14 protein-coding genes are annotated in these 16082 nt (G+C 72.0%); 6 read left to right on the top strand and 8 right to left on the bottom strand.

Annotation, left to right across the window (positions count from 1 at the left end; all coding sequences use genetic code 11):
• Nucleotides 1-47: 47 nt before the first annotated feature.
• Nucleotides 48-773, top strand: coding sequence for a respiratory nitrate reductase subunit gamma (gene narI / locus J2S55_RS01310; RefSeq protein ID WP_306856685.1), 726 nt, complete (start codon nt 48-50; stop codon nt 771-773).
• Nucleotides 774-845: 72 nt separating this feature from the next.
• Here the strand turns inward: narI and J2S55_RS01305 are convergent, their stop codons facing one another.
• From J2S55_RS01305 to J2S55_RS01285, 5 genes are all read right to left on the bottom strand, one after another.
• Nucleotides 846-1925, bottom strand: coding sequence for a glycoside hydrolase family 19 protein (locus tag J2S55_RS01305; protein ID WP_306856684.1), 1080 nt, complete (start codon nt 1923-1925; stop codon nt 846-848).
• Between the two features lie 87 nt (nt 1926-2012).
• On the bottom strand, nt 2013-4052 hold the full coding sequence (locus tag J2S55_RS01300) for a carbohydrate binding domain-containing protein (RefSeq protein ID WP_306856682.1): 2040 nt from the start codon (nt 4050-4052) through the stop codon (nt 2013-2015).
• Between the two features lie 78 nt (nt 4053-4130).
• On the bottom strand, nt 4131-5816 hold the full coding sequence (locus J2S55_RS01295) for a fibronectin type III domain-containing protein (protein ID WP_306856681.1): 1686 nt from the start codon (nt 5814-5816) through the stop codon (nt 4131-4133).
• A gap of 8 nt (nt 5817-5824) precedes the next feature.
• Nucleotides 5825-7663 carry a cellulose binding domain-containing protein gene (locus J2S55_RS01290; protein WP_306856680.1) on the bottom strand — a complete coding sequence of 613 codons (1839 nt, stop codon included), beginning with the start codon at nt 7661-7663 and terminating at the stop codon, nt 5825-5827.
• Nucleotides 7664-8376: 713 nt separating this feature from the next.
• Entirely contained in the window at nt 8377-9048 is a 672-nt protein-coding gene (locus tag J2S55_RS01285; protein WP_306856679.1) for a nitroreductase family protein, read from the bottom strand.
• A 128-nt stretch (nt 9049-9176) separates the two neighbouring features.
• Here J2S55_RS01285 and J2S55_RS01280 point away from each other — a divergent pair, with 128 nt between their 5' ends.
• Complete coding sequence (locus J2S55_RS01280; protein WP_306856678.1) at nt 9177-9650, top strand: Lrp/AsnC family transcriptional regulator; 474 nt, start codon at nt 9177-9179, stop codon at nt 9648-9650.
• Nucleotides 9651-9761: 111 nt separating this feature from the next.
• Here J2S55_RS01280 and J2S55_RS01275 read toward each other — a convergent pair whose 3' ends face one another.
• Nucleotides 9762-10817 (bottom strand): sigma-70 family RNA polymerase sigma factor, encoded by a 1056-nt coding sequence (locus tag J2S55_RS01275; protein WP_306856677.1) that lies wholly within the window; start codon nt 10815-10817, stop codon nt 9762-9764.
• Between the two features lie 73 nt (nt 10818-10890).
• On the opposite strand from J2S55_RS01275, the gene J2S55_RS01270 reads away from it, so the two are divergent.
• Entirely contained in the window at nt 10891-11727 is an 837-nt protein-coding gene (locus J2S55_RS01270; RefSeq protein WP_306856676.1) for an alpha/beta fold hydrolase, read from the top strand.
• A gap of 194 nt (nt 11728-11921) precedes the next feature.
• On the top strand, nt 11922-12572 hold the full coding sequence (gene leuE / locus J2S55_RS01265; protein WP_306856675.1) for a leucine efflux protein LeuE: 651 nt from the start codon (nt 11922-11924) through the stop codon (nt 12570-12572).
• 24 nt (nt 12573-12596) lie between these two features.
• On the opposite strand, the gene J2S55_RS01260 is transcribed toward leuE, so the two are convergent.
• The gene (locus J2S55_RS01260; protein ID WP_306856674.1) at nt 12597-12941 is read right to left on the bottom strand and encodes a luciferase domain-containing protein; all 345 of its coding nucleotides are present in this window, start codon (nt 12939-12941) and stop codon (nt 12597-12599) included.
• Between the two features lie 324 nt (nt 12942-13265).
• Here J2S55_RS01260 and J2S55_RS01255 point away from each other — a divergent pair, with 324 nt between their 5' ends.
• Nucleotides 13266-13901, top strand: coding sequence for a VC0807 family protein (locus tag J2S55_RS01255; RefSeq protein ID WP_306856673.1), 636 nt, complete (start codon nt 13266-13268; stop codon nt 13899-13901).
• A 144-nt stretch (nt 13902-14045) separates the two neighbouring features.
• The gene (locus tag J2S55_RS01250; RefSeq protein WP_306856672.1) at nt 14046-14885 is read left to right on the top strand and encodes an arginase family protein; all 840 of its coding nucleotides are present in this window, start codon (nt 14046-14048) and stop codon (nt 14883-14885) included.
• Nucleotides 14886-15037: 152 nt separating this feature from the next.
• Here the strand turns inward: J2S55_RS01250 and J2S55_RS01245 are convergent, their stop codons facing one another.
• The gene (locus J2S55_RS01245) at nt 15038-15994 is read right to left on the bottom strand and encodes a hypothetical protein (RefSeq protein ID WP_306856671.1); all 957 of its coding nucleotides are present in this window, start codon (nt 15992-15994) and stop codon (nt 15038-15040) included.
• Nucleotides 15995-16082 lie beyond the last annotated feature (88 nt).

The following is a 16082-nucleotide window of genomic DNA, read 5'->3' as shown; positions in this document are numbered from 1 at the left end:
CCCGCGAGGCGCGTGGGGCCGGCGGGCGCACCGGGGAGGGGGCGCGGATGAGCTGGACGGAGATCGCATTCTGGGTGGTGGCGCCGTATCTGACGCTGGTGCTCCTGGTCGGCGGGCTGATCTGGCGCCACCGCTACGACAGGTTCGGCTGGACCACCCGCTCCTCGGAGCTGTACGAGAGCCGGCTGCTGCGGATCGGCAGCCCGCTGTTCCACTTCGGGCTGCTGTTCGTGATCATCGGCCACGTGTTCGGGCTGGTGATCCCGGAGAGCTGGACCAGCGCGGCGGGGCTGAGCGAGGCGGCCTACCACGCGGCCGCGCTGGCCGTGGGGGGCGTCGCGGGGTTCTGCACGCTGGCCGGGATCGCCCTGCTGATCTACCGCCGCCGCACCACCGGACCGGTCTTCATGGCCACCACGAAGAACGACAAGATGATGTACGTCGTGCTGGTCGCCGCGCTGCTCGCCGGGCTGATGACCACGGTGCTCAGCGCCGCCTTCCAGGCCCACGACTACCGCCGGACGGTCTCCCCGTGGTTCCGTGGGATCTTCTACCTGCAGCCCGACGCCGGGGCCATGGTCCGCGCACCGTGGACCTTCAAACTGCACACGCTGGTCGGCATGCTGCTGATCGCGCTGTTCCCCTTCACCCGCCTGGTCCACGCCTTCGCCGCCCCGGTGGGCTACCTGTTCCGCCCCTATGTGGTCTACCGCAGCCGCGCCGCGACCGACCGCCAGGCCGTGCGGGCTCCTCGACCGGGATGGGACCGGTGAGCGAGGAGGGGCCGGTGCGCGGTCCTGGCGGCCGGGGGCGGAACGCCCGCGGCGACGTCCGGGGTCGTGCGCTCAGCAGCTCAGGTTGCCGCCGGGGGTGGTGCCGAGGATCTGGACGAACCGCTGGTAGGCGTTGATCCGGCTCTGTACCTGCGCGGGGTTCCTGCCGTTGCACTCCAGGGCGCCGTTGATGCTGCGGATCGTCTCGCCGAAGCCGGCGCCGTTGACCATCGCGTTGTGCGGTGTCATCGTGCCGGGGCCGTTCTGGGTCATCCAGTACCAGATGCCGGTCTTCCAGGCCACCGCCGGGTCGTTCTGCACCAGGTTGGGGTTGCGGAGCAGGTCGATGCCGAGCGCGTCGCCCGCCGCCTTGTAGTTGAAGTTCCAGCTCAGCTGGATCGGGCCGCGCCCGTAGTAGGCCGCCTGGCCGGCGGGGCAGCCGTAGGGCTGGCTCGCGTCGCAGTAGTGCGGATAGTTCGCGGTGTTCTGCTCGACGATGTGGACCAGGCCGCCGGTCTCGTGGTTGACGTTGGCCAGGAAGGCCGCCGCCTCCTGCTTCTTGACGGTGTCGCTGCCCGTCCTCGCGAAGCCGGGGTAGGCGTTCAGCGCCGCGACCAGGCCGTTGTAGGTGTAGAAGGGGTTGCGGCTCGGGAACATCTGGTCGAACTGCGCCTGGCTCACCACGAAGCCCGAGGAGGGCGGGTCGGTCGGCGGCGTGGTGGGACCGCAGGGGTGCGGCTCCCAGTACCACGTGCTGATGACCGGGTCGTAGCCGGGATTGTCGTGCTCGGCCCGGTAGAACTTGCCGTCGGTGTACTTGACGATGTCACCGGTGACGTACGGCCGTCCGGCCACCCAGTTCGGGTAGGAGCAGCCCGGTCCGGAGGTGGGCGTCGGGGTGGGGGTGGTGCCGCCGCACGTCCCCTGGTCCGCCCAGACGTCGGCGGTGCCCGGGACCTCGTTCTGGGTCCACCACTTCGCCGACCAGTTGTGACCGTTGTGGGAGGCGACGGCGCCGCCGGTGTACACGGCCCCGGAGTTCCACGGGGTGGCGCAGCTCGCGGCGGAGGCGGAGGACATCGGTACGACGACCGCGAGCACGCCCGCGACCGCCAGTGCGGCCAGTGCCGCCATGATGCGGTTTCTCGACATTCGATCACTCCTTCGCGCGGTGGGGGCCGCGCAGGTGGAAGGTGACCTCGCCGCCGGGAGTCCGTCTCTCCCGGCGGCGAGGGGCTCTCAGCCCAGGCCGTTGAGGTAGGCCCGGTGGCTGCGGGAGAACTCGAAGGAGTTGTACTTGTCCCAGTTGATCGACCAGGTCATCAGGCCGCGCAGGTTCGGGTAGACGCCGCGCGGCTTGTACGGCCCGCAGTTGGTGCCCTTGGCCAGGCAGTCGAAGGCCTTCTGGACCTCGGCCACCGTGGTGAAGCCGTTGCCCGCGTAGGCCGCGGCGGGCAGGCCGATGGCGACCTGCTCCGGGCGCAGGGCGGGGAAGACGTTGCCGGGGTTGCCGGCGATCGGGAAGCCCGCCAGGAGCATGTCGGTCATGGCCACGTGGAAGTCGTGGGTGCCCATGGTGTGGTACTGGTTGTCGAGCCCGGTGATCGGCCCGGAGTTGTAGTCCTGGACGTGCAGCAGGGTCAGGTCGTCCCGCATCGCGTGGATGACGGGGAGGTAGGACCCGGCCCGCTGGTCGGCCGAGCCGTTCGCGCCGGGGCCGTAGAACTGGTAGCCGAGCTGGACGAAGAAGGTCTCCGGGGCCATGGTCAGCACGAACTTGGCGCCGTATCTGGCCTTGAGGGTCTTCAGCGCCGAGATCAGGTTGACGATGACCGGGGTGGTCGGGGCGGCGAGGTTGGTGTCGCCCGGGTTGAGGTAGAGCGAGTGGCCCTCGAAGTCGATGTCCAGCCCGTCGAGGCCGTACCTGTCGATGATGGCGCTCACCGACTGGACGAACTTGTCGCGCGCGGCCGTGGTGGTGAGCTGGACCTGGCCGTTCTGGCCGCCGATCGAGATCAGCACCTTCTTGCCGAGCGCCTGCTTGGCCCGGATCCCGGCGATGAAGTCGGCCTCCGGCTCGACGCCGGGGCACTCGGCGGCCGGGCACTGCTGGAAGCGGATGTCGCCGGAGGTCACCGAGGTCGGCTCGCCGAAGGCGAGGTTGATGATGTCCCACTCGTTCGGCACGTCGGCCATCCGGATGTAGCCGGAGCCGTTGGCGAACGAGGCGTGCAGGTAGCCGACCAGCACCCGCCTGGGCAGGTCGCCCGAGCCGCCGCCGACCGTGGCGGAGACCTGGCCGGACCTGGCCGACTCGCCCGCCGCGTTGACGGCGCTCACCTGGTAGGTGTGGACGCCCGCGCCGGGGCGGTCGGTGTAGGTGGTGGTGGCCGGCGAGCCGACCTTGGCACCGTCGCGGTAGACGTTGTAGCCGGTCGCGTTCGAGGAGGCGCTCCAGCGCAGCGTGACGTCCGCGCCGCTGACCGTGACGGTCAGCCCGGCCGGGGTGGCCGGGGGCGGCGGGGTGTCGTTGCCGACCGTCACCGAGACCTGGTTGGACCTGGCCGACTCGCCCGCCGCGTTGACGGCGCTCACCTGGTAGGTGTAGCTGCCCGGGCCGGGGTTCTCGGCGTGGGTCGTGCCGGTGACCGTGGCGACCTTGGCGCCGTCGCGGTAGACGTTGTAGCCGGTCGCCCCGGCGGAGGCGGTCCAGTTCAGGGTGGCGGTGGTGACGTTGCCCGTGCCGGTCAGGCCGGTGGGCGCCGCGGGGGGCTGTCCCTGGCCGGGCGGGCCGTCCAGGACGACGTCGTCGGCCTGGTAGGCGCCCTGGCCGTACCAGCCGTTGACGTGGATCGTCACCGACGTGGTCGCGGCGCCCGTGGTGAACGCCCTGCTCAGCTGGGAGTAGGCCGACGGCGACGACGTCCACGTGCTCTGGTCCGTCGTCCCGGTGCCGCTCACCCCCAGGAACACGTAACCGCCCCGCACCCACGCCGACAGCGAGTACGACGAGGACGGCTTCACGCTCACCGTCTGCTGACAGCGCGCGGTGTCACTGCCGGCCGGCGTCGCCTGCAGCGCCTTCGACCCGCCGTGCACCGGTGACGACACCGCCGTGGCACCCGAGGACGCCGAACACGTCCACCCCGCCAGGTCGCTCTCGAATCCCGGATTCGACGCGATGTTGGCGGCGTGGGCGGGCGACGCGGCGAGCATCGTCCCGCTCAGCGCCAGTACGGCCGCCGCCGCGAGTTTCCTGAGGTTCAACCGAAGATTCATGACCTGCCTCGTGAGGCTGAGTAGGGGTGTCACGGTGGCGGGGCCCGCACCCCGGTCACGGGGTGCGGGCCGGGCCGGCTAGAAGCCGGCGGTGATCTTGGTGAACTCCCAGTCGGCCTGGGCGATGCCGCTGCAGTTCTCCTGGACGCCGCCGCCGGGGCAGGGGCGGTCACGGTTGACCGACCAGAACGCGAAGCGGGTCAGGCCCTTGGACTTGGCCCAGTCGCGGATCTGCGTCCACTGCGCCGGAGAGGTCTGCTCCTGCTGGTCGGACAGGCCGTTCATGCCGGAGATGCCCATCCGCGCGTAGGCCTGGGCGTCGGTCCAGCCGTTGGCCGACTTGAGGGCGTTCTTCAGGCCCTCGGAGGCGTTGATCGTGCTCTGGTACATGTTGGCGCCGCCGCCGAAGTCGAACGGCATGATCGTGTAGTTGTCGATCGGCACGGCGAGCGCCTTGGCCTGGTTGATCAGGCGGATGCCGGGGGCCGTCGGGCCGCTGGTCGAGGTGCCGAAGGTGACGACGACCTTGACGTTCGGGTTGTTGGCCTTGACGATCTTCAGGCCGTTGAGGATCCGGTCCTGCACGGTGTAGTTCTCGAACTCGTCGGTGTTCTCGATGTCGAAGTCGACCACCGCCGGGCCGACGGCGTTGATGACCTGCTGCACGGCGCCGGCGAAGGCGGCCGGGGTGGAGCAGTTCGGGCCGAGCTTGTTGCCCTGCCAGCCGCCGAAGGAGATCTGCACGCTGCCGCCGGCGGCCTTGATCTGGTTGATGGCCGCCTGGTCGGCGCCGCCGGTCAGCGGGCGCTGCCCGTCCCAGGCCGGGTTGCAGCCGCCGCTGGACAGGATGAACGCCATGGTGAAGGACTTGATGCCGGTCGCGTTCATCACCGTGACCGGGCTGGGCGGGTTGCCCCAGCCGGTGTAGAGGTACGGCGCGCCGTCCATCTTGCCGCCGGGGTTCGGGCAGCCGGTGGTGGTGCCGGTGACCTGGGCGCTGGGGGCGGACTCGCCGACGGAGTTGTAGGCCCTGACCGTGTAGGTGTGCGCCTCGCACGTGCCCAGGCCGGAGACCGTGGCGGTGGTGCCGGTGACCTGGGCGCGCTGGGTGGTGCCCTCGTAGACGCGGTAGCCGGTCACGGTGCCGGACGACGCGCCCCACGCCAGGGAGAGGCTGCCGTCGGTCGAGCCGGTGACCGACGGGGCGCCGGGCTGGCCGGGCGTGCCGTTGCCGGAGGTGGTGGCGGTGACCGGGCCGCCGACGCCGGAGAGGTTCCCGGCGGCGTCGCGGGCGCGGACGGTGTAGGTGTAGCTGGTCGAGGCGGCCAGCCCGGAGTCGGTGTAGGAGGTGCCGGTGGCGGTGGTCACCAGGGTCGAGCCCCGGTAGACGTTGTAGCCGGTGACGCCGACGTTGTCGGTGGAGGCGTCCCAGGCCAGCGAGACGCTCGACGAGCTCGTGCCGGTCACCCGGAGGTTGCCGGGCACGCTGGGCGGCGTGGGGTCACCGCCACCGGTGGCCACCTTCCACAGGGCGGGGACGTTGGACGGCTCCCAGCCGGGCAGGGAGGTGTGGCCCTGGATGCATTCGTAGTCGACGCCGTTGTAGGTCACCTGGGCGCCGACGGCATAGGCCGTCCACGCCTGCCACTGGGGGGCGGCGAACACGGCGGCCGCCTGGGGCGCGGCGTTCGCGGCGGCGGTGAGCCCGGTGAAGGTCATCGCCAGGGCGGCGAGTACGGCGAAGGCCATGCGACGTAATCTCATGCGCATTCCTAGGGGAGAGTCGCGAGATGCGGCTTGACGGTCCTGGAGAAGTTCCAGTTGTTCGAGGCGTCCCAGTTGATCGACCAGGTCATCGCGCCCCGGATCCCGGGATAGGCGCGCGGCGGCACGAAGCTGCCGCAGCCGGTCCGGGTGGCCAGGCAGGTCAGTGCCTGGTTCACCAGGGAGGGGGCGACGATCCCGCCGCCGGCCGCGCCGGGTCCGGCGGGCAGGCCGAGCGCCACCTGGTCGGGGCGCAGGCCGTTCTCCAACTGGATGCAGGCCAGCGCGGTCATGAAGTTGACCGTGCCCTGCGAGTAGGCGGCCATCTGGTCGCAGCCGAGCATCGAGCCGGAGTTGTAGAACTGGGTGTGGACGACCGTGAGGATGTCCTTGATGTTCAGCGCGAGCTTGAAGTACTCCGCGCCGGTGGACTGCATGTCGATGGTCTGCGGGGCCATCGTGATGATCAGGCCCGCGCCCGCCTTGGCGCGCAGCGCCCGCAGCGCCTGGCCCATGTAGGTGGCGTTGAGGCCGTTCTCCAGGTCGATGTCCACGCCGTCGAAGCCGTAGTTCTGCATCAGGGCGTGGACGGAGTCGGCGAACTTCGTCGCCGCGGCGGCGCTGGCCACCTGCACGCGGCCGAGCTCGCCGCCGACCGAGAGGATGACCTTCTTGCCACGCGAGTGGAGCGTCTGCACGTCGGCCTTGAACTGGGCGTCGGTGTAGCCGCCGAGGGAGGCCGACAGGCCGGGGTCGACGCCGAAGACGACCTCGCCGGGGGTGGTGGTGGACTCACCGAAGGCGATCGCGACCAGGTCGTACTCGTTGGGCACCGCCGACAGCTTGAGCTCGACGGCCGGGTTGTCGAAGTTGTGCCAGTAGCCGGTGAGGAAGTGCTTGGGCAGCGGGTTGTCGGGGCAGCCGGTCGTGGTGGCGCTCGCCGGGTCGCTCCTGGGACCCTCACCCGTGCCGTTGTAGGCCGCGACGGTGTAGGTGTGCGCCTCGCACACCCCCAGACCGGAGACCGTCGCCGTCGTGCCGGTCACCGTGGCCTTCAACACCGCGCCCTCATACACCCGGTAACCGGTCACCGTGCCGCTGGAGGCCCCCCACGACAGCGCGACACTGTTCGCCCCGCCCGTCGCCGTCACCGCACCCGGCTTGCCGGGGACCCCGGTGGTGCAGCCGGTCGTGGTGGCGCTCGCCGGGTCGCTCCTGGGACCCTCACCCGTGCCGTTGTAGGCCGCGACGGTGTAGGTGTGCGCCTCGCACACCCCCAGACCGGAGACCGTCGCCGTCGTGCCGGTCACCGTGGCCTTCAACACCGCGCCCTCATACACCCGGTAACCGGTCACCGTGCCGCTGGAGGCCCCCCACGACAGCGCGACACTGTTCGCCCCGCCCGTCGCCGTCACCGCACCCGGCTTGCCGGGCGCGGTCTCCCCGCTCCCGCCGCAGTCGGCGCCGTTGAGCTTGCAGCCGGTCGGTACGGCGGCCGCCCCGCCGGGGGTGCCGAGGAAGCCGAAGCTGACGCTGCCGCCGGCCGGGACGCTGCCGTTCCAGCCGACGTTGGCGAAGGTGAAGTGCTGGCCGCTGCGGGTCAGCGTGGCGTCCCAGAAGGATCCGACGCTCACCCCCGCCGGGAGGTCGAACTCGACCTTCCAGCTCGTCAGGGCCGTGGTGGAGTCGTTCTTGATCGTGTATTTGCCCTCGAAGCCGGAGCCCCAGTCGCCGACCTTGACGAAGGTGGCGGAGGCCGAGGCGGCCTGGGCGGGGACCGCGGCCATCATCGCCAGGATGAGGGCCGCCACGGCGACGAGAGATCGAGCGATGACGCGAAATTTCACGTTAACCTCATGGATTCGGTGGGGGGTGGCCGTACGGCTCGCACCCCCTGGGGGGTGCTCCTCGGGGAGAACGAGGAGGCGAGGCGCGAGCCGTACGGCGGGTAGGGCACGGTCCCGGCCCCGCAGGAAGGGCGGGAGCGCGCCGTGGATCAGCGCGGCCGTGCCCGGCGCGGTGGTGAGGGGCCGCCGGCACCGGTCCCCTCGGGACATCGCCCCGGACGGGTCGCCGGCCCTATGTGCCCGCCCGTCCCGGCGGCGGGGCGGGGACGGCGGAGACGCCCGCGGCGCCGGCTCCATTTGGTGGGAGTGGCGCGGGAAGGGGGCTTGCTGGGGCAGTCAGGACAAGTAAGGGGAGGGCGCGCCGCATGATCGCTCCCATCAGAGGGGAACTCGGGGGGATGAGGCGTCCGGACGGTCGGACTTCAGGCAGTGACGACTGCCGTTGTTGGGTTTCCGCAGCTTGCAATCCGGTCGGTCGGCGGCGGACGGGCCATGGAGGCTCCCCTTGGACATTTCTTTTAGGAAAGTTTCCTAAGAGTTGTCGCGATCGTAGCCTTGACAGACTTTCCCCACAAGGCCCAAAAACTCCAGGTTTCAACGACCCAGCTAGGCACGTTCCAGCCCCCGGGCAAGCGGCGCCGCAGGGGGCGGCGACGACGGCGGAGGCCCCGCACGGCCCGCCCGCCGCAGGGGGGCCTCCGCCGCGCCGGACGTCAGACCATGGCCTCCGACAGGGGCTTGCGGACCAGGTCGGGGACCTCGGCGTCGTCGGCCGCGTAGCCGATCGGGAACAGGATGTAGGGCCGCTCGTTGCCCGGACGCCCGCAGATGTCGGTCAGGAACGCCATCGGGTTCGGGGTGTGGGTCAGCGTGGACAGGCCCATCGCGTGCAGGGCGGCGATGAAGAACCCGCAGGCGATGCCGACGCTCTCGTTGACGTAGTAGTGCTTGACCCTGGCGCCGTCGGGACGCACGCCGTACTTCTCCGCGAAGCAGACCACCAGCCACGGCACCGTTTCGAGATAGCCCTTGTCCGAACCGGTCTCCAGGTGGGCCAGGGCCGCGCGCCACTCGGGGGTCAGCCGCCCGCCCTCGTAGTTCTGCCGCTCCTCGACCTCGGCCGCCTCCCTGATCCGCTTCTTCGTCTCCGGGTCGCCGATCACCACGAACTTCCACGGCTGCTGGTGGGCCCCCGAGGGCGCGGTGTTGGCCGTCCGGACGGCCAGCTCGACGCACTCGCGCGGCACCGGCTCGTCGCTGAAGAACCGCACGCTCCGGCGCAGGTCCATGTGCTCGTAGAACTCCCGGCCCCGCGTCACCATCTCGCCCTCGGGGTAGCGCACGGGCCGGTACGGGATGAACGGATGGGAATGCTCCCGTGCCACGATCGCCTCCATAGTTGACATATATGCAGGCGTAGTCTGAATCGCAGCCATAAGCGGGGCAACAGCGCGGCCGATCCGCTGGCAGATTGCCAGTACCAGGTACGGACCGCACTCCGGAGGTGGACAGATTGGCAGCTCGGAGGGACGGCCTGGACGGACTCGACCGCAAGGTGCTCCAGCTGATCAGGGAGCGCCCCCGGACCGGCCTGCTGGAGATCTCCCGCCTCCTCGGCGTCGCCCGGGGCACCGTCCAGGCCCGCCTGGACCGGATGGTCGCCGACGGCGTGATCACCGACTTCGGCCCCAACCTGTCGCCGCGCGCCCTGGGCTACCCGGTGCAGGCCTTCACCACCCTTGAGGTGGAGCAGATCTCCCGCGCCGACATCTCCACCGCCCTCGCGGCCATCCCCGAGGTCCTCGAAGCCCACATCGTCACCGGCCCCGGCGACGTCTGGTGCCGCATCGCCGGACGCGACCACGAGCACATCCAGCAGATCATCGACCAGACCCTGGCCATCCCCGGAGTACGGCGGAGCAGCACGGTGATCACCCTGTCCACCGTGGTCCCCCACCGGGTCCAGCCGCTGGCCGACGGCCGCTGAACCGGGCCCGCCGGCGGGACGGCGGACGCGGTCGCCGGCGGGCCCGGCCGTCGACGCGGCGGCCGGTCCGTCGTCGCGAGGGCCGGTCCGTCGACGCGGGGCCGTCCCGGGTCAGGGCAGTGAGGCGGGCAGCCCGAAGGACGCGAAGTGGTCGGCGCCGACGAACGAGGTGATCTCGGCGATCCGCTCGCCGCGCAGGGTCAGCACGTTGATCGACCAGCCGAGGTGCGCGCCGGCGCCGTCGTTCCAGAGGTAGCAGCCCACGCCGGGCTGGCCGTTCGCGCTGGTCGGCAGGTGCCGCCAGTTCCCGCATCTGGTCAGCGGGATCTGCACGGCGAAGTCGGTGACGGCCCTGAGGCCGTGGTACCAGTGCCCCAGCGGCGGCATCGACCAGGTGACGTCCTCGGTGAGCAGCGCGACCAGGGCGTCGGCGTCGCCGCGTTCCAGCGCGGCGGAGTAGCCGGCGACGATCTCCCGCACCCGGGCGTCGTCGATCCGGCGCAGCGTCTGCTGCTGGGTGACGGAGGGGATCTTCTCCGCCACGACCTTGCGGGCCCGGGCCAGGGCGGAGTTCACCGACATGGTCGAGGTGCTCATCATGGTGGCGATCTCGGCGGCGGAGAAGCCGAGGACCTCGAACAGCAGCAGCGCCGCCCGCTGGTTGCCCGGCAGGTGCTGCAGCGCCGCGACGAAGGCCAGTTCGACGGCCTCGCGCTGCTCGTAGCGCGCGCCCGGACCGGCCGGACCGTCACCGAGGCCCGCGTCGGGGTAGGGCCCCAGCCAGGCGACCTCGACCAGCGGGACGTCGCCGACCACGGCGCGGTCGCTGGAGGGGCCGAGGTCGACCGGCAGGGCCCGCCTGCCACGGGTCTCGATGGTGTCCAGACAGGTGCGGGTGGCCACGGTGTAGAGCCACGAGCGCAGCGAGCTGCGCCCCTCGAAGCGCGCGAGCCCCCGCCAGGCCCGCAGCAGGGCGTCCTGCAGGGCGTCGTCGGCGTCGTGGGTGGAGCCGAGCATGCGGTAGCAGTGGGCGTGCAGCTCCCGTCGCAGCGGCTGGACCAGGCGGGTGAAGGCGGCGTCGTCCCCGTCGCGCGCCCGGGCCAGGTCGGGATCCTGGGCGCCCTCCGCGGCCGGGCCGGCGGTCCGTGCGGAAAAAACTTCGCTCACGAGCGACGATTCTGCCCCACGGCGGGAGTCCCTTCTCCGACCGAGCACCGCAGCACCGTCGCAGGAGATTCCGATGAACCGCACGACGACCGTCACCTCCGGCTCCCTCAAGGTCCCGGGCGCCACGCTGTACTACGAGGTGCGGGGCCAGGGCCCCCTCGTGGTGCTCGTCGGCGCCCCGATGAACGCCACGTTCTTCGCGCCGCTGGCCGACCTGCTCGCCGCCGACCACACCGTGCTCACCACCGACCCGCGGGGCCTCAACCGCAGCCCCCTCGACGACCCCGACCAGGACTCGACCCCGGAGATGCGCGCCGACGACCTCTCCCGGCTCCTGACCCACCTCGACGCCGGCCCGGCCGCGGTCTTCGGCTCCAGCGGCGGCGCCGTCAGCGCGCTGGCGCTCGCCGTCGCCCATCCCGGGCAGGTGCACACCGTGATCGCGCACGAGCCCCCGCTCAACCGCCTGCTCGACGACCGGGAGGAGCGCGACGCCGCGGTCGAGGACATCATCGCCACCTACGTCTCCGGCGACGTCGCGGGCGCCTGGGCCAAGTTCATGGTCAACGCCAACATCGTGATGCCCGAGTCCGAGGAGTCCGGCGCGCCCGTGGCGGCGCCGGACGAGCCCGATCCGCAGCAGGTCGCCGACGAGCGCTTCTGGTTCCTGCACGAGATGCGCGCGACCACCCGCTGGGAGCCCGACATCGCCGCCCTGCGCGCCGGGCCGACCCGCGTCGTGGTCGGCGTCGGCGTCGAGTCGGCCGGCCAGCTCTGCGACCGCACGTCGGCCGCGCTCGCCGCGGCGCTCGGCACGGCGCCGACGGCCTTCCCCGGCGGCCACATCGCCTTCTCCGACGACCCCGACGGATTCGCCCCCCGGCTGCGCGCGGTCCTGCACGGCGGCTGAGCCACGGCGCCGCGAGCGCGGCGCGGGCCGTCGGAGCCCCGCCTGGCCTGACCGGCCAGGCGGGTGAACCGGGGAGGTCGGCCGGCCCGGGTCGCCTGGTGGGGCAGATGGCGGTCGCGGGCACCGGCCGGACCCCGTGTCCGCCATGGGGAGTACCGTGATACGGATCCCGTAACGCCCCCTGGAGCACCACTATGTTCTTCGGCATAACCGATATATGGACCTATGTCACCGGCGCCTTCTTCATCATCCTGCTGCCGGGCCCCAACTCCCTCTACGTTCTCACCACCGCCGCGCAGCGCGGGGTACGGCAGGGCTACCGGGGTGCGATGGGGGTCTTCCTCGGCGACACCATCCTGATGGCGCTCGCCGCCGCCGGGGCCGCCTCGCTCCTGCGGTCGACGCCGATCCTGTTCAACGTCGTCAAATACATCGGAGCCGCCTACCTGGCGTGGATGGGGCTGCAGATGCTGCGGGGGGCCTGGCGCTCCTGGCGGGCGGGCGGGACCGCCGAGTCCGTCGCGGCGGCGGAGCCGAGCGCGGACAACCCCTTCCGCAAGGCCCTGGTGATCAGCCTGATGAACCCGAAGGCGATCCTGTTCTTCATCGCGTTCTTCATCAACTTCGTGGACCCCGGCTACGGCACGCCCGCGCTGTCGTTCCTGATCCTGGGCGCGATCTGCCAGCTGTTCAGCGTGCTGTACCTGTCGATGCTGATCTTCGGCGGGACCTACCTGGCCCACCAGTTCCGGGCCCGCCGCAAGCTGTCGGCCGGGCTGACCTCGGGGGTGGGCGCGCTGTTCATCGGCTTCGGCGCGCGGCTCGCTACCGCGACGCTTGGTTGACCTTGGGCTTCGGCGCGCGGCTCGCTACCGCGACGCTTGGTTGACCTTGATCGCCACGCTGACGAGCGAGAGGAACAGGTCGGCGTCGGCCTTGCCCTCGATCGTCATGGTCACCCACCCGGCGTCCCGGCCGGGGGTGACCCGCCGGCAGTCGGTGAGCACCCGGGCCCACCGGTCGATCACGGCCGTGGTGAGCAGCAGCTCCGCGGTGTGATCCCCCGACATCCTGACGATCTCCCGGCCGCTGGTCCGGAACCCGATCCCCCTGCGGGTGCGTTTCAGTGCCAGATCGGGCCAGCGGACGAGCTGGGCCGCCACATTCGCGACACCCTCGGTTGACCGGTCGGACGTGTGCGCGCGCACTGCCATGCATGAATCGTCTCGGACCGGACGTCATCGGGAAAGCTCCCGTTTCCTAACCGTTACGGCCACACCGTACTTCCCATGGGGCCGCCGCCCCTCAGGCCGGCGACCAGGGCGGGCGGGCCGGGCGGCCGGCGGCGGGAGCGGGCGGGCCATACGGCCTTGGAAGGTTATAGGGAAGGCATGCATTCGGTTCGGGTACGGTAAGTGGCCCGCCGACACCGGACGGCCTCGCCGTACGCCCATGCGTCGGATCCGACAGGTCTGGCAGTCCCCTGTCGGGGTAGGCGCGGACCCAGCGCCGGTCATTCCACCGTCCCGTGGAGCGTTATGAGCCATCCACCCGTCGTCCTCCCCCGTCTCACCGTCCTGGCCCGGCAGGCGGTGCCGAAGGTCCTGGAAGGCGTCATCGCCCCCCTCGCCGTCTTCTACGCCGCGCTGGCCGTCCTCGGCGAGCACGGCGCGCTGATCACAGCGGTGAGCTGGGTATACGCCGGAGTGGGATGGCGGCTGGTCCGGCGGGTCCCGGTGCCGGGGACGATGGTCCTGGCCGCCATCGCGATCACCGTGCGGGCGCTGCTGGCCCTGTGGAGCGGGAGCATGAAGCTCTTCCTCCTCCAGCCGGAGCTGGGCACGATCTGCATCAGCATCGTCTTCCTGGCCTCGGTGCGGCTGAACCGCCCGCTGGTGCAGAAGCTGACCCTCGACTACATCCATCTGCCCACGGCGGTGCTGAAGCACGAACGGGTCCGCCGGTTCTTCGCCCGGATCACCCTGCTGTGGGCCTTCGTGCTGCTGGTCAACTCCGCGGTGAGCATCTGGCTGCTGGTCCACCAGTCGGTCGGCACCTACCTGCTGGTCCGCACCTCGGTCGTCGCCCTGATCAGCGGCCTGGCGGTGGCCGTGTCCGTCTACGCCTTCCGCCGCGTCCTGCGCCGCCTGCACCACGACCCGGCCCCCGCCTAGGAGCGCGCCGCGGGGGGAGCGGGGCGACGAGGGCCCGGACCGCGCGGCGCGACGGCGGCCCGCGGATGCTTGTCCTGGTTCCGGGCGCGCCGGGCGAGGAGTTCGAAGTGGACCTCTCCGGGGCGACCGGGCGAGACTGTGGGGATGCGCCAGGAGAAGACGGGCCCGCCCGGGGTGACGGTCGTGGAAGTGCCGCAGTGGCAGGGGTCGTCCTCGGCCACCGCCTCGCGGCTGAGCGAGGGGGCGGCGCTGCTGGCCGCCATGGTCCCCGACGCCGAACGGGTCACCGTGCGGGTCGGCCCGACACTCGCGGTGACCGCCGAGCGGACCCGCGCGGCGCTCTCCCACGCGCGGGAGCGCTTCACGGTCACGGTCGGCGGGGACTGCGGGGTGGAGCTCGGACCTATCGCGACGGCGGCACGGCGCCACGGCGAGCGGCTGGCGGTCGTGTGGTTCGACGCTCACGGCGATCTCAACACACCCGCCTCGTCCCCCTCGGGGGCCTTCCACGGCATGGTGGCGCGCACGCTGCTCGGTGACGGCCCGCCGGAGCTGGTGCCCGACCGGCCGCTCCCGCCGGAGCGGCTCGTCCTGGCCGGGGTGCGGGCGCTGGATCCCGCCGAGCGCGACTACGTCCGCGCTGCGGGGATCTCCCACCTCGGCGTGGCGGACCTGGCCGGACTCGTCGAGGCGGTGGCGGGGACCGGCGCCGGAGCGGTCTACGTCCACGTCGATCTCGACGTGCTCGACCCGGACGTGTTCGCCTCCGTCGGCGTCCCCGAGCCGGGCGGGCTTGCCCCGGCGGAGCTCGTCGCCCAGGTCGCCGCCCTGGCGGAGCGTTTCGAGATCGTGGGCCTCGGCGTCACCGAGTACGAGCCCGGGCGGCCGCAGGACAAGGACCTGCTCGCCGGGCTGGTCCCCGAGCTGGTGCGGGCCTGCCTCGGTCCGGACGCCCGGCGGAGCGGGCGTCGCGCGGAGGCGTGAGTGTGACGCGCCCGGCGGGCTCCGGCCGCGGCCGGAAGCGTGAGCGTGGCGCAACCGGGCGACTCCGGCGGCGGACGGAGGCGTGAGCGTGGCGCAACCGGGCGACTCCGGCGGCGGACGGGGCTCACCCGGCCCGAACGGGGCCCGCCCGGCTAGGAGCGCTCGCGCTCGACCAGGGCGAAGGCCCCGGCCAGGCCGATGACCAGACCGGCCAGCACGGTGAACAGGGTCACCAGTTCCAGCGCGCCCCCGCCGCCGGGGCCGCCGGATCCCAGGTCACTGGGCGTCAGCGTGACGAGCAGCCCCCACATCGACCAGCCGAACATGCCGCCCGAACCGAGCCAGGCGAGCGCCACCGGCATCCAGAGCGGCCGCCCGGACCTGCGGCGGACGACCGCCAGCAGGCCGGCCGCCCCGGCGACCGGCAGCACGGTGTTCACCGCGTTCTGCAGCCAGGAGGCGGGGGGACGGCCGGTGAGCGCCCCGGCGGGCAGCCCGAGGGGGATGCCGAGGAGCCAGCACAGGTTGAAGGCCGCCAGGACCGCGGCGACGGCCACGGCCCCCCATGCGACGAAGGTCTGCAGCTCCAGCGTCGGCCCCGCCGGGCCCTCCGAGGTCCGCCGGGTGAACACGCCGGGCCAGCGCAGGCGCGCGTGGTGGACGAAACCGGCGACGAGCCCGAGCCCCTGGCAGACGAAGCCGGTGTAGACCACGGCGAAGACCCATCCGGCCACCGGGCCGCTGCCGGGGAACGGGCCGCCGTCGAACAGGCCGACGAGGAAGGCCGGCACGACCATGGCCGCGAGCGGGACCAGCAGGCCGGTGCCCACCCACATCGGCGCGAGGAGCAGCCCTGCCGGGATCCGGCGTCCCCAGGGCCGGACGAAGGCCAGCGCGATCAGCAGCGCCACCGCGTCCAGGCCGAAGGTCAGCAGGTTGAGGCCGAAGAAGCCGCCGTCCTGGAGCACCGCCGGGTCGTCGATGCCGGCCGAGCCCCCGGTCAGCCAGGTGAGTTTGAGGGTGAGATAGGGCAGCGTGCCCGCGACGGCCACCGCGGTCGCCGTCAGTTGGAGGGCCCCTGCCCGCGTGTCGTCGCTCACTCGTGTCATGCCCGCGACTCTTCCGGTCACCGTCCCCTCGCTCCTCCCCCCGCGTGGGGATCCGCCTCCCCCGCACGGGGGTGGGAGGCGGGTCCCG

The organism is Streptosporangium brasiliense, assembly GCF_030811595.1.
GTDB lineage: Bacteria > Actinomycetota > Actinomycetes > Streptosporangiales > Streptosporangiaceae > Streptosporangium > Streptosporangium brasiliense.
The sequence above is the reverse complement of the archived record's forward strand: the minus strand, read 5'-3'. Positions and strand labels throughout refer to the sequence as shown.